The following is a 13,514-nucleotide window of genomic DNA, read 5'->3' on the forward strand; positions in this document are numbered from 1 at the left end:
ATAGCAGCTTAAACGACAGAAAAAGCAAATTGTATGAGGATTACCGCCAAGCGAAAAAGCAAATGCAAGAACGAAAACGGCGGTGCTGCTGGTCGTCAAGCCGCGCTGGATATGGATAAGGTTTTCCCCCAACGGGATAGAGGACATAAGCCCCTGTTCCTGCCGGTAGTCAAGGCGGGTCAAAATGCAGTTGTATTTCTGCGCGATTGCCGCCGCTCCAAATACTTCGTTATCCAATTTCTGCTTGGTATCTGCAAGGTTTAAGACAAGCAGCGTAAGCAGAAACATTCTTTCGTTGCGGCTCTGCAAATCGCGGAGTAGGTTTTTTGCTTCCCCGCCGTAGGTGGCAAGGTCGGACGGAATAATATCCATGTCGTAGCCGCTGCGGATTGCTTTTTTCTGTTCCTCGATTTTCATACGGTCAAGGTCGGTAATCTTGCGCTTAATCGTCTTGATTGCTTCGTTGTGGTCGATACTCTGAATGTGCAGATTGACGATAATCCCGTTTTCCGCGTCCATGAAGTCGGCAAGCATACGGTCGGAGAGTTCCGGCGCGACGATCTGCAAAAAGGAAACTGCGCCAAACTTGCCGCCCATTTGAAACATTCGCCCGTCGCCAAATCGGAAAGAGGACGGCGCGATAAAGTCTTTGACAGAAAGACCGCTTGCGGGTAGCCATTCCCACGCAAAGTTAAAGCGTTCCCCGTCCGGGTGGAAAATCCCATGCAGCACTTCAAGACGCTGTTTCCCGTCCAATACCCGCGCCGCCGCGCCGATCACCTTAAAATGGTTGAGGGTGTGGGCTTCATGGTAAACTCGTCATGTTCAAAGGTTAGGTACTGCTCGGCAGCTCCATAGTCGGCATTTTTAGAGCTGATATGTTTGAATGTTGCCAACGGCTTCACCTACTTTCTGCAAGACTTCAAACTTCAAGGCGGCAAGCTCCGCTGTGGCGGCTCGTACCTCTTGGGAGAGGGCGTTATAGGGTGCGCCGTACTCGTTCAGACAGCGGGCAATCTGGTTTAAGTTGCCGCCGATTTTCCCGTATTCGGCTGTGAGTTTCCCAACGGCAGAGAGTAACTCATCATTGACCGGGGAAACAGTAATGACCGGGCGTATGCTTGACTTAATGAGGGCTTGTCGGATAAATTCGGCTTGGCTCATTTTGCAGAGGGTGACACGCTCGGAAAACTCGGCGTATTCTTCCTCGGTCAAGCGTGTCTTGATTACCCGGCTTCGGTGGGGCGTGTTGTATCTTTTCATGGCTGTGAACCTCCTTTCGTGGGTGGATTTTTTCAAGCGGCGCAAGCCGCAAAAGGCGGGCTTGGGGTGGCAACCCCAACAAGATTCCCATAGGACAAAATGAGCCGGTAGGCGAAATTTGGTACTGTGGTAGAATCTTGCTCTAAGAAAACGGCGAAACTCCCCCTTTACTCCTTACTACGCAGAGAAATGCAAATATGGCAAAGTTTTGAAAAACTTTTTGATAAAACTTTTCGACAAAGCTGGAAAATCAGCGCGGTTTTTGGCGCAAAAAAACAGGAAACCTTTTCTGATTTCCTGTCATGGTATGCCGCTGTAACGGGCGGCGGTTATTCTGTTGTCATTCCCCGGAAGCAAACTTGTAGCCCATACCTAAAACGGTTTTTATGTAAATGGGCTTGCGGCTGTCCGGCTCTATTTTTTTCCGCAGGTTGTAAATCACATTTGCAACGCTTGACTGGCAGCTTTCACTTTCCATGTTCCAAACGGCTTCAAATATTTGTGTCCGTGTGAGGACAATGCCGGGGTTGGAAGCAAGATATACAAGGGTACTGTATTCAAGGCGGGTAAGGCTTACTTCCTCCCCGTCTTGAAATACCCGGCGTTGGTTCTGCTTTATTTCCAGTCCCGGAAAAGATAACACGGAAGCGGTTGTGATCTGCATGGGTTCAATCTGTATATAATCAGATATTGCCGATATGATTTTGTCAATCGCTGTTTCCTCTTGTTCGTTAAGTGTCAGCAGTAGTAATTTCCCCATGTTCATTACCTCTTTTATCCGTTGAATTTAAACTATATTTTTCTGTCGTGTTTTTGACAGTAAGCAACAAATATATATGATAGAGAGCGTAATGTCAATTTAATGCCATTAAAAGAGAAAGATGGTCTGTCTAATTATTATCATTTTGTTCATATGCACTTACGCTGCGTTTGGCATTTAGGCAATTCAATATATTGTAAATTTATCTATATCAGCGGGCTAACCTCATTTTCACAAAATAAGCTAAGTTTGTGAAGCGCTCTTGTGCAGGCAACATATAAGAGGTTTTTATCATCTTCATCATGGTAGTTTTGGCTATCTGCATCACAAATTAAGACAGTATCAAATTCTAATCCCTTTGACATATATACTGGTAAGATAAACACGCCTTGTAAATCTGATACGCTCCCATTTTTAATTAATTGAATATCAAGTTTGTGTTTAATTTTATTAAATAGATAGGTTGAATTTTTTTCGGTTTTACAAATTAAGCATATCGACTGAAACCCTTTCTCTTGGCATAATTTTATTTCCTTAACAATTTCATCAATGAAGATTTCGGAATTATCAGCAATATATACTTTTGGGCTATCGCCATTCCGATTAAAACTTTTTATCTGTGAACTTTGTTCAATGAACTTTAAACTAAAATTTAAAATTTCATTCGTACAACGGAAACTTTTATCCAACATAATAAGAGAAGATTTTTTCTTGTTCAATATTTTTTGAATTTGTTCGTAGAAAGAAATATCTTCTTTTTTGGCAAGAGTCTGTTTCATATCTCCTAAAATAGTAAATTTGGCATTAGAAAAAAGCAAATTAAATATTTCATATTGGAGAGGGTAGTAGTCCTGTGCTTCATCAATGACTACCTGCTTAATATTTTTATATTTATTTGTTCCGTATATTTTTAAATACAAATAAGCGATTGCTATTGCGTCATCATAATACAAGCTGTCTGCTTCCAAATTTTCCTTAGTATATTTCCAAATATTTTTTATGTTTTGTGACGGATTGCTATTTTGCAGCAGGCTATAAAAATAGGCTTCATTGCTAAATAATATTTTATATAATTCAACAATGTCAATTTTTATAAATTTCTGTATTTCCTGCTTGATTAGATTTTTTTCTTCTTTATGCCCCCGCCCTTTTCCTGTTCCAAATATTTGTTCTAAAATATAATCTTCTAATTGTTCTAATTTTATGCCTAATGGTGTTTCTGGTCTTCCTAATATCTTGTCTTTTAGAATTTGCCCGCTTACAACGCATTTTCCCTCATAATAAACATCTTCAAATTCTATCCACTGGCGGGGTATATCAATGAGAAATTGGTCTAAAATTTCCCTAAAAAAACTTGACGTTTTAAATTCTATACTATTTCTTGAAATTTCCTTGTATTTTGAATTGACAATCAAGTTTTCTAAAAAATCATTTCTTGACTGAATTTTCCTGCCATTTAATAACTCACTAAGTATATCTTCAAACACGGAAGAAATAACATTATCTTCTCCCAATTCGGGCAATACATTTGAAATATATTGCTCAAATATAGAATTTGGGGAAATAATCATAATGTTATTTGCGGACAGCTTTGTTTGTAAACCTTGATACATAAGATAAGCAGCCCGGTGGAGAGCAATAGAGGTTTTTCCACTTCCCGCTACACCCTGTACCATTAGCAGGTCATTTTCCATATCTCTAATAACCACGTCCTGTTCATGCTGAATTGTTTCAACAATAGCTTTCATTTTAGCAGTAGTGTTTTGTGACAGTAATTGCCTTAAAAATTCATCAACAATCTGAACATCTGAATCAAAAAAATATTCCAGTATTCCGTTTTTTATTTCATATTGGCGTTTCAAATTGAGTTCACCTGTTACTCGTCCACATGGAGCGTCATAAAACGCTTCGCCTGTCATAAAACGATAGAAAACACTGGCAATCGGCGATCTCCAATCATAAACATACATCTCTTGATAGCTGTTTTTTCGTAGAGAAGAACGTCCAATGTATATTTTTTCAAATTCGTCCTCATCATCAAATTTAAAATCAATTCGGGCAAAATAGGGCGATTTTATCATCTTTTCTAACAGAAGTATTTTATGTTCTTCTTCTTCATAATCTATAATTTTGTCTGTAACAGGATTGATATATTGGCTTAATTCAACAAGTGCCTCGAAACCGTCTGATGTGTACAGTGATGTAATGCCGTGTTCTGTATTTTCACGCACATCTTTTTTGGCTTCGATAATTTCTGATTTCTTTTTGTCTGCCGCTTCTTTTGCCTGCTTTAATTGTTCCTCGGCTAAAGAGATTGTTTGTGCTAATCTTTTTTCTTCAAACGCTTTTTCTGTCTGATTATTCCCCATAATGATTATGACCTCCTTGAAAAATGAAAGAAAGTTTTACTGAAACATTGCTAGGCTAGTTTAGCATGTGTCAGCTTATATAAACAGTCTTGTATTTATAAAATTTGTATGGTATTATTATAGTGGGAAGAAGTATGTTAGATATTTGATTTCTGCAAGCATATCAATTCTAATACGGACGTGTAATTTAAGCAATAAACAAATTGGGACAAAGCAGTTATACCGCTATGTCCCAATTTGCTATTACTCCATATCTTCAGCAGACAGAAACACAAGCCCGACAAATTCTTCCTCAATCAGTTTCTTCAACTTTTCCACTGTGCTCTATGCAGGCTCCCGTATCTCCATTCCAACCTATAATCTCTTTCTGTAAAAGCAAATCTTGTTCTGTGAAAAAATGAGTTGGATTCCGTAGTAGTCGGCATTGTGCGTAATGTGTATAACTGACTGTATCATGGAATTGTGGGTAACTCTGTTTGCAGGACGTGGGAAAGCTGCACTTTAGCTTTTCCATGTGCTGTGAATAGAGTTATCCATGATTCCATAGCCTGTTATGCACATTTCCACAATGTTTGTCTTTTGGTCGTTGGTTCGGAAAAGAAAAGCCCTGTATGTTATTATATACAGAGCCATTCTAATCTTTTTTTATCCACTACATAGAGCGTTTCCTTTCTGCAAAATTCATTTTACAGAGTGATACCCGCCTTTTTTGCAAAGTAGTCTTTTCTCCCGGTAAGCTCTGACTGTTTTTCCTTTGGAAGATTGTTGAATAAATCATCATAAAGAACATCAGCTAACTGCATTTCTCTCGCAAGCAAAAATACATTTAGACTAAGCCATTCCTCCCAAAGCCCCTCAAATAAGCTGTTACTGTCTGTATAGGTGTCAAGCTCCTCAAAGCCATGTGACGCTGTATAGCATTGCAGTTTAACAAAGCCATACCTACCAACATCAACCAACAAAATATCTTCGTCCTCTATTTCGTACAGTTCCTCAAACACATCAATCACTTTGCGACACTTTTCCCGTTCTTCCTCTGTGATATATACTGTTTTTTCCATGCTCAATTACCTCTATCCTTTCAAATTGTGGAATACTGTTTTCAGTTTTCTTCTACTTCTGAACCACATATTTGAAATGCCATATATGCCATTTTATACGGAATAGAGGTTGGCTGTCTGCATTTATCAGTGTGTTACTTTATGGCACATGAGCATTTGCGCCCGGATTGTCGTTGCCGTAACCCTCCATGAGGTTGATAGCCCCCCAAATGCCAAGACCTGCGCCAAGCGCGATAACCAAAGTCTGCAATACACCAACTGCGCTGTTAAAGAAATCCATATAAACCTCGCTTTCTGCCGCTTTGCGGCTCAAAAAATGTTGTTGAAAATGAAAATGCCGCCGTTATTCCTCGGCGGCTGCGTCCTCGTCGGACAAATCTATTTCGTATATGTCAAAGGCTTCATCGGGCTTTACTATTGCCGGGCGGGTAGACATATACCGTTCCACATCAAAAGCGTTTTTCTTGTCGAAGTCGGAAAGGTATTTGTAGTTCGGGTGTTTCGTTATATCGTATTTGTCGCTTAAAAAGGGACGTACACCGCGTAGCTGCAAAATACATTTCCCACCGTCCATAACTGCTATTTCGTCCTGTGTCATCAACTCCTTTCCTAATTTTTGATAAGTAAGTCCATGAGAAACCTGCGTGCCGCGATTTTCGGAAGTGTTGAAACTGTCAATTGTTTCCCGTCCCAAGTTATCCGAAATATCCTTTGCATTTTTCCCACGTCCTCCCAAAAACAAGGTGCTGTCGGCATTATCAAGTATGATTTCTGCCGCGTCCTTGTAAATGGCTTTTAGCTGGCTCTGCGATTGCAGAATGATAGAAGCGGACATTTCCCGGCTGCGGATTGTGGCAATCAGTTTATCAAATCGGGGTATCTGTCCGATGTTCGCAAACTCGTCAAGCAAAAAGCGGACGTGAACAGGCAATTTGCCGTTATATTCGTCGTCCGCTTTGTCGCAAAGCAAATTGAAAAGCTGCGATTGCAGCATAGCGATAACAAAATTAAACGTGCTGTCCGTATCGCTCATTATGAGGAAAAGTGCGCTCTTTCTGTCGCCTAACGTGTCAAGTTCTAATTCGTCGTAGGACATGAGATCGCGCAATTCCTTAATATCAAAAGGCGCAAGCCTCGCACCGCAAGAAATGAGGATTGATTTTGCTGTTTTGCCCGCCGCCAATTTATATTTTCGGTACTGCTTCACCGCGAAATGGTCGGGGTCGCGTTCTTCCAAGTCGGCAAACAGCAGATCGACGGGGCTTTGATATTCCTCGTCGTCCTCGCGGGCTTCGCTGGCGTTGATAAGTTCCAACAGGGTAATAAAGTTCATTTCCTCGGCGGGGGCTTCATACCAGATGTAGCCAACCAATGCGCAATACAATAACCTTTCCGCTTTTACCCAAAAATCCTCCGCACTTTTTTCTCCCTCGCCTTTGGTATTCGCTATCAACGTGTTTACCAGCTTCAAAATATCTTTCTCGCTGCGGATATACACAAAGGGGTTGTAGTGCATAGATTTTTTGAAGTTAATCGTATTCAGTACCTTAATGCGGTAGCCCGCCCGTTGCAGCAGCTTCCCGCACTCAATCAAAACCGTACCTTTCGGGTCTGTCAAGACGTAAGAGGAATGAAGCTGCATTAAATTCGGCTTGACGAAAAACCTTGTTTTTCCGCTGCCGCTGCCGCCGATCACGACGACGTTCTTATTTCTTGCGTACTTCGGCTGCTTCGGGCGGCTGTTCATGGTAAGGCGTTCCGTCTGTGTCAAAATGATGTTGTTTTGAAACTCCGGGTCTATGTAGGGCTTAATATCTTCGGCGTTTCCCCATCGGGCAGAGCCGTACTCCGCGCCCTTGCGGTATTTCTTCGCGTTTTTCCCTTTGACATAGACAATCAAGCGGATAATCACCGCGCCGACAATGCCGACAAGCAAATCCAGCGGGTAAATGCTCGGCAAGGCACTTTCAAAGGCTGCGGAAAATCCCTGCGTGATATTCAGTATCTTTGCGGAAATATCCGCGCCGGGGGCAAGCCGCACCGCCTGTCCGACTTTATCAAAGAGATAGACAAAGAACACATAGGGGATATTCGGAAGTATTAGCTTTTTGTAGTTAATCTGCTTCATATCTCGCGCCCCCTGTCCATTTTCTTTACCTTGTCGCGGGCGGCGTTAAGCTGCTTTGCCTTGTCCTTTGCAGCGGCAAGGGCTTTGCGGATAGAGGGCTTTTTCTCCCTGTTCAGCTTCTTTGCGGAAAACTCTTGAAACGCTGCGGTCATAACGTCTGCGTCCCGGCCTTTGAAAAACACAAGGTAGCGGGTCTGCTCGCCCTTAACCTTTTTCAGCGAAAAATCTATGTTGTATTTCTTCGCCGTACTCTCAAAGGCTTTAATATTGCTGTCGGTGATCTCGATGTTGGAAACACCCGCGTTCTGCTTCATAAGCTGCCGCATGGTCTGTTTCCCATGCGCGGGCTTGCTTTTCTGCTCCAAAAACTTTTGGATTGCTTTCTGCAACGCCTGTTCGGTAAGCCGCGCCGCGCCTTTTCCCACTTTGACGTATAGGGCAATCGTTTTTTGGGTTACTTCCTCCTGCAAGGTATCAACTCCTTTCCCGGTAAAATGCGGCTATGCTCATTCGCCGCCGTATAAGTCGTGATTGACAAGGGCGGTATAGTAGCTGTCAATGGTACTCGGCGCGTTGAACAGCACCGCTTTTAGATACTGCTTGATGTTGCGCACTTTGGTTGTGTTCTCCCTCATGCAATCCAAAACAAACTCAATATGGCTGCTGTTCAGCTTCAAAAACTTGGATTTCACCAATTCGGCGGGGTAGTCGTCCCCGGCAATACGGATTGTCTTTCGGGCTGTGCAGACGGTTTCCAGCATAAGGTCAACAATCTCGTCCAAACGGTCTTTGTCAATTTTGCAGTTTTGAATGAGATGGTCGTATTCGATATTGTCCTTGATAATCTCCCTGTAAATCTCTACTGCGCTATTGCTTTTCGCTTCCGTTCTTTTCCTTTCCGGCGGCGTAGCCGCTTCGCCATGCGCAAAGGGCAAGGGGTTTAGGGAATGGAAAGGAATGGAATCGGTACTTGATAAATCAGTAATTGATTGTTCTTTACTTAATATATCTTTATTTAATTGCGTTGGATTTTCCAACGTAGGTTTTTCCTGCGTAGGTTTTTCCAACGTTGGATTATCCAATGTTGGATTTTCCAATGTAGGTAAATCCAATATAGGCGGCTGTCCGCCGCTGGTAGCTGCTTCCGGCTCTCGCGGCTGCGGCTGCTCGTATATGACGTAATCTGCGCCCCGCAAGCGTCCCTTTTCGTCGCGCTCCCGGCTGCGCACGATATATCCGGCTTTTTCGAGTTCCTTTACCGCTTCGCGGATTGCGTCGATCTTCTCCCGGTTGATATGGGATAAGCCCGCAAGGGTATAATCCCAATCTTCGGGCAGCGAAAGCATTTGCGACAACAAGCCCTTTGCCTTTAAGGACAATTCCTTGTTTCGCAAGTGGTGGTTGCTCATAACGGTATATCCCGTATTTCGCTCCACTCTGAAAACTGCCATATTTCCTCACTTCCTCTCTTGGTATGCGTGGACAATTAGAAAGCCGTTTTCGGCTGTTTTGGTATTGCAATATGCCCTTTGCCGTTTTCGCGTCTGCAAAGCCGCATGGCACAAGGGCTTTTGCCCGTCTATTTGTCCATGCTGGCGTGCGTTTTCCGCGTCCTTTTGCCGGGGCAATAGGGACACTCTTTGAAAACGCAAAACTCATATTTCCACCCGGGGCGGTAGAAACGGCAAGTGCCGCAATCTTCATCATCTCCGGCACAACCGGATTGATAGCGGTCAAATCCCGGCTTCTGCTGCATGAGCAATTCAAACGCCCGCTGCTTGCCCTTTGTGAAATACATTCCGGCTGCACCTCCTTTCCTGCGGGCATAAAAAAACGGCGTTACTTTCTCCCCCAAAGGGGTTAAGGTAACGCCGTTTGTGTGCGTATTCAGTTTTTAACACATTCCCTGTCTATCCGCTGTCCGCAAAACCATTGATTTTATTAGCTTTTTGCCGCTATCGCTATCACACCTCATTATTCCAAAGACCAAGTTTCCAGAATATGATAAAAGACATTGAAAGCGGTCTGATAAACTGCGTGATTACGAAAGATTTATCCCGTCTGGGGAGAAACTATCTTGATTGTGGGTTATATCTGGAAGTTTTCTTCCCAGAGCATAACGTGAGGTATATAGCGGTCAATGACGGCGTAGATACCTTGAATAAATCTGCTATGGACATCACGCCTTTCCGCAACATTTTAAACGAAATGTATGCCGCTGACATATCTGTTAAGATAAAATCGGCATATCGGGCGAGGTTTCAACAGGGGAAATTCATGGGAACTACCGCCCCTTATGGCTATATCAAAGACCCTGCCGACCACAACCATCTGCTGATAGATGATAAAGTGGCACATGTTGTAAAAGAGATATTCGACCTTGCATTAAAAGGGAATGGAGTTGCCAAAATTTGCAGACATCTTAATAAACAGCATATCCTACGCCCTGCCGCTTATGCGGCGGAGCGTGGCGAAACAGGCTTTGAACGTCATTTTGAGGGGAACGAGGACAAACGCTATATTTGGAGTGGGAACAGCGTGAGGAGCATTTTAAGAAGCCCGATATATGCGGGAAATCTTGTAGGCTACAAACGGATTGCCGCCAATATGAAAAGCAAGAAACGCCCCTCTAAGCTGCCCGAAGAATGGGAAGTGATACCCAATACCCATGAGGGAATAGTCACGCAGGAGGAATTTGATATTGTCCAACAGCTTATTACAAGTCGTAGGCTTCCACAGAACAAGGGAGGATTTGTAAATATTTTTGCAGGCGTTATCAAGTGTGTGGACTGCGGATGTGCTCTGCGGGCAATGAACGTACACAGGAGGAAACGCCCAGAGATTATCGACTGTGTACAGTATTCATGTAATAATTATGCAAGAAACGGAAGAAGCGAGTGTAGTGCCCACAATATAGAAGCAAGGGATTTATTCAATGCCGTTCTTGCCGACATCAACTGTTTTGCGGATATGGCAGTGAATGATGAAAAGGCGGTCAGGGCCATAGAAAAGCGGCTCACGGAAACAGACCAGAGCAGGGCGAAAGCATTAGAGAAAGAACGTAAGAAGCTGAACAAACGCCTTGCGGAACTGGACAGGCTGTTTTCCTCTCTCTACGAGGATAAGGTCATGGAGCGTATTACCGAGCGGAATTTTGAGATGATGTCGGGGAAATACCAGAAAGAGCAGCTTGAAATTGAAGCAAGGCTGAAAGAGGTGACGGAAACTCTTAATGAAAGCTACGAGAAATCACGGGGAATCCGTGACTTCCTCGCCCTTATCCGAAATTATCAAGGCTTAAAAGAACTGGATGCAACAGTTATAAACGCACTCATAGACAAGATACTTGTTTCGGAGCGTGAGAAGATGGCAGACGGAACAGTGAAGCAGGAAATCAAGATTTACTATAAATTCATCGGCTTTGTCGATGAATTACATATCATACCTACAAAACGGTGGGCAGCAATGCCCGCTAAAAATTGTACGGTGTGCGGCGTTGAATATGTCCCGGGCTCTGGTGCATCAAGGTATTGTCCTGCTTGTGCCAAGAAGATACGGAGGGAGAAATCAAACGAGAGCAAACGCAGGAGCAGAGAACAGAAAAGGATAGCATGTATGAACTGTCCGCAAAAAATGACCGACTGATATGGAATGGTGGCAGGGATAGAGAAGAGGAACTTCTTGCTAACTGCTATTTTAATTCTATGAATCTGGCAATGGATAATGGAATTAGGTCTATTGCATTTCCTTCCATATCAACGGGAGTATATAGTTTTCCGGTTGAGTTAGCGGCAAAGATTGCAGTACATACAGTAAACAGATTTTTGCAGGACAATCCGGATAGCTTTGATCTGGTGGAATGGGTGCTATTTGATACTCATACTGAATCAGTGTACGAAGCTGAGGTTGATAAGTTATACGACAAATAAAATGACGAAAGGGAGCTTTTATGTACGCTGAAAAAACAGATTATGATGATATTGAAATGTCGAGCAGATTACGGAATATCCTAAGAAGAAATGGATTTGAGTCATTGGAAGGATTGAGAGAATATCCAAAGGAGCATTTTATAAAGTTTCGCAATATGGGGCAGGCAACATTGCAGGAATTATATCAGATTTGTGAAGAGCAAGGCATAAAGCTTCGTAGTGTAGAAGATCTGAATGATAGGGAACATGGAGTCATATTTGATGACTTTCTATGTTTGGATGCGTTTGGAATGGGGATAAAAAGCAAGGATGATTTGAAAAGATATAGTCTTGAGAAACTTGAAAAGATGTGTCCTAAGGATAAGAGACTATTTGTTAGATTTAAAAAGTTGAAAGCAATTTATGGTTAATTTGCGAAAGGAGAACTATGGAAAAAAGATACTATATTGATGGTAAATGTGTTTTAAGTTATGATGACGATGTATTTTCCACTGATGATGATTATACAAATATTAAAGAATTGTTTATTTATCCAGCGGTTGATAAAGTGTATGTAAAATATTATGAGAAGCAATTGGTTCAGCAAGTCCTTGAGAAAACACTTAAAAAGAACGATTCGATATTTAATACATACTGTGCTATAAAAGAATTAATAAAAGACGAACCAATAAGTGTAGATTATGTTCAATCTGAGGAGGATACATTATTAAAAAATCTTATGAGGAAAAATTTGAATAGTGATGAATATGTTGAATTTGAAAAGTTGCTTGATGAAGCTGGTATTAATGCATGGCGCGAACAAGTTGATTTTTTGGGACGAGGAGATGGTATGATAGAACATATTTGGTGTGAATATGGAATAGATAAAAGAAGATTTTCAGTTTAAGAAAGATAGCGGAGCGAGCTGAATATTGAGCTCACTCGCTCCACGTTATTCCTCTACATGAAATACATCTTCCACCAGCATATTAAAGTACTTAGATACTCGTAGCATAAATTCGGCAGATGGGGCGCCGTCCCCACGTTCTACCCTGCTGACAGTTTTGGTGCTGAATCCGATAGCAGCGGCAAGGTCATTCTGGTAAATGCCACGCTGTTCACGGATTTCTCTGATATTATTTGTGACCACCATAAAAAATCCCTTCTTTCAGTTCTATAGATATTTTCTTATTGTCAATTATGCAAAAAAATGTGTCCAATAAAAAGGACTTGCGTTTTTATCGGCAATGATCGGTAAGAGCAGAAGCATCAGATTTTCCAAGAACTTTTCCAAATATGTCTAAGCGGTCATTTTCTCCAACCTTGATAGGTGCATACTTTTCGTTGAGTGAGATAAGGAAAATTCCGTCTTTGTCGTCCTTTAACTTCTTGATATAGGCTTCTCCGTTCAGAGCGAAGATGCCGATTTCTCCATTAGCAACAGATTCCTGTTGCAATACCCATGCAATCTGACCATCGTGGAATTCAGGTTCCATACTGTCACCACTAATGCGTACACCGAAAGTTGTATCTTCCGGCAGAATAGATTCATCTATGCGTACAGTCTCTTTAGGTCCGTCTACGAGAAAGTTACCGGTTCCGGCTGATACTGCATTTTCAAAAATATCAATGCTTCTGAATGGAATTATCTTAGCAGTTTGCTTTTCATACATTCCGGATGCGTGGAGCAGATTGATATAATCCATAGCCTTTTCCCTGCCTTCATCAGTAAGTGATGAAAAAGGATCAGCAGGATTTACTCCAAAATATGCTTCATACATATTAGTGATACCAAGGATTCTACACACTTTGTAAAATATGGTAACGCTTGGTTCAGCAAGATTTCTCTCCCAGTTGGATATGGCTTTATAGGAAATCTTGATGCCTTCTTTTGCCAGTTCATCAGCGAGATCCTGCTGGAGCAAGCCTTTCTTTTTTCTATATGTTGAAATGATTTCTCCGATTGAGTACATACATACGCCTCTTTTCTTTCCAATTAGTTGATTTCTAATGTCTCTTTTCACT

Annotated in this window: 13 protein-coding genes and 3 pseudogenes; 4 read left to right on the forward strand and 12 right to left on the reverse strand. The window is 42.1% G+C overall.

Annotation, left to right across the window (positions count from 1 at the left end):
- Nucleotides 1-69 precede the first annotated feature (69 nt).
- From ACDD58_RS11170 to ACDD58_RS11215, 10 genes and pseudogenes are all read right to left on the reverse strand, one after another.
- Nucleotides 70-807: pseudogene (locus ACDD58_RS11170) on the reverse strand (VirB4-like conjugal transfer ATPase); the annotation flags it as partial.
- A gap of 60 nt (nucleotides 808-867) precedes the next feature.
- Nucleotides 868-1,263, reverse strand: coding sequence for a plasmid mobilization relaxosome protein MobC (locus tag ACDD58_RS11175; RefSeq protein ID WP_117500819.1), 396 nt, complete (start codon nucleotides 1,261-1,263; stop codon nucleotides 868-870).
- A gap of 340 nt (nucleotides 1,264-1,603) precedes the next feature.
- Nucleotides 1,604-2,023: a response regulator transcription factor gene (locus tag ACDD58_RS11180; RefSeq protein WP_173821045.1), complete on the reverse strand. Its 420-nt coding sequence runs from the start codon at nucleotides 2,021-2,023 to the stop codon at nucleotides 1,604-1,606.
- Nucleotides 2,024-2,229: 206 nt separating this feature from the next.
- Nucleotides 2,230-4,392: a 3'-5' exonuclease gene (locus ACDD58_RS11185; protein WP_117500820.1), complete on the reverse strand. Its 2,163-nt coding sequence runs from the start codon at nucleotides 4,390-4,392 to the stop codon at nucleotides 2,230-2,232.
- 686 nt (nucleotides 4,393-5,078) lie between these two features.
- Nucleotides 5,079-5,453 (reverse strand): hypothetical protein, encoded by a 375-nt coding sequence (locus tag ACDD58_RS11190; protein WP_002591345.1) that lies wholly within the window; start codon nucleotides 5,451-5,453, stop codon nucleotides 5,079-5,081.
- A gap of 151 nt (nucleotides 5,454-5,604) precedes the next feature.
- A pseudogene (locus tag ACDD58_RS11195) lies at nucleotides 5,605-5,733 on the reverse strand (Maff2 family mobile element protein); the annotation flags it as partial.
- Between the two features lie 63 nt (nucleotides 5,734-5,796).
- Nucleotides 5,797-7,581 carry a VirD4-like conjugal transfer protein, CD1115 family gene (locus tag ACDD58_RS11200; RefSeq protein WP_070087586.1) on the reverse strand — a complete coding sequence of 595 codons (1,785 nt, stop codon included), beginning with the start codon at nucleotides 7,579-7,581 and terminating at the stop codon, nucleotides 5,797-5,799.
- Entirely contained in the window at nucleotides 7,578-8,051 is a 474-nt protein-coding gene (locus ACDD58_RS11205; RefSeq protein WP_002604484.1) for a PcfB family protein, read from the reverse strand. Before ACDD58_RS11205 ends, ACDD58_RS11200 begins: the two co-directional genes overlap by 4 nt.
- Before the next feature lie 36 nt (nucleotides 8,052-8,087).
- Nucleotides 8,088-9,032, reverse strand: coding sequence for a DUF6017 domain-containing protein (locus ACDD58_RS11210; protein ID WP_002604485.1), 945 nt, complete (start codon nucleotides 9,030-9,032; stop codon nucleotides 8,088-8,090).
- A 128-nt stretch (nucleotides 9,033-9,160) separates the two neighbouring features.
- On the reverse strand, nucleotides 9,161-9,379 hold the full coding sequence (locus tag ACDD58_RS11215; protein ID WP_002604486.1) for a hypothetical protein: 219 nt from the start codon (nucleotides 9,377-9,379) through the stop codon (nucleotides 9,161-9,163).
- A gap of 203 nt (nucleotides 9,380-9,582) precedes the next feature.
- Here ACDD58_RS11215 and ACDD58_RS11220 point away from each other — a divergent pair, with 203 nt between their 5' ends.
- From ACDD58_RS11220 to ACDD58_RS11235, 4 genes and pseudogenes are all read left to right on the forward strand, one after another.
- Nucleotides 9,583-11,226: a recombinase family protein gene (locus tag ACDD58_RS11220; protein ID WP_004607528.1), complete on the forward strand. Its 1,644-nt coding sequence runs from the start codon at nucleotides 9,583-9,585 to the stop codon at nucleotides 11,224-11,226.
- Nucleotides 11,226-11,510, forward strand: a pseudogene (locus tag ACDD58_RS11225) (macro domain-containing protein); the annotation flags it as partial. The gene ACDD58_RS11220 and the pseudogene ACDD58_RS11225, both read left to right, overlap by 1 nt.
- A 20-nt stretch (nucleotides 11,511-11,530) precedes the next feature.
- A complete protein-coding gene (locus tag ACDD58_RS11230; RefSeq protein WP_242999696.1) occupies nucleotides 11,531-11,920 on the forward strand; it encodes a DNA-directed RNA polymerase subunit alpha C-terminal domain-containing protein in 390 nt (129 codons plus the stop codon).
- Nucleotides 11,921-11,937: 17 nt separating this feature from the next.
- Nucleotides 11,938-12,396 carry a hypothetical protein gene (locus tag ACDD58_RS11235; protein ID WP_117613580.1) on the forward strand — a complete coding sequence of 153 codons (459 nt, stop codon included), beginning with the start codon at nucleotides 11,938-11,940 and terminating at the stop codon, nucleotides 12,394-12,396.
- 45 nt (nucleotides 12,397-12,441) lie between these two features.
- Here ACDD58_RS11235 and ACDD58_RS11240 read toward each other — a convergent pair whose 3' ends face one another.
- A complete protein-coding gene (locus ACDD58_RS11240; protein ID WP_022171364.1) occupies nucleotides 12,442-12,642 on the reverse strand; it encodes a helix-turn-helix transcriptional regulator in 201 nt (66 codons plus the stop codon).
- 85 nt (nucleotides 12,643-12,727) lie between these two features.
- Nucleotides 12,728-13,462: an XRE family transcriptional regulator gene (locus ACDD58_RS11245; RefSeq protein ID WP_117613581.1), complete on the reverse strand. Its 735-nt coding sequence runs from the start codon at nucleotides 13,460-13,462 to the stop codon at nucleotides 12,728-12,730.
- Between the last annotated feature and the right edge of the window lie 52 nt (nucleotides 13,463-13,514).

Source organism: Roseburia sp., from assembly GCF_041325975.1.
GTDB classification, from domain to species: Bacteria; Bacillota; Clostridia; order Lachnospirales; family Lachnospiraceae; genus Roseburia; species Roseburia rectibacter.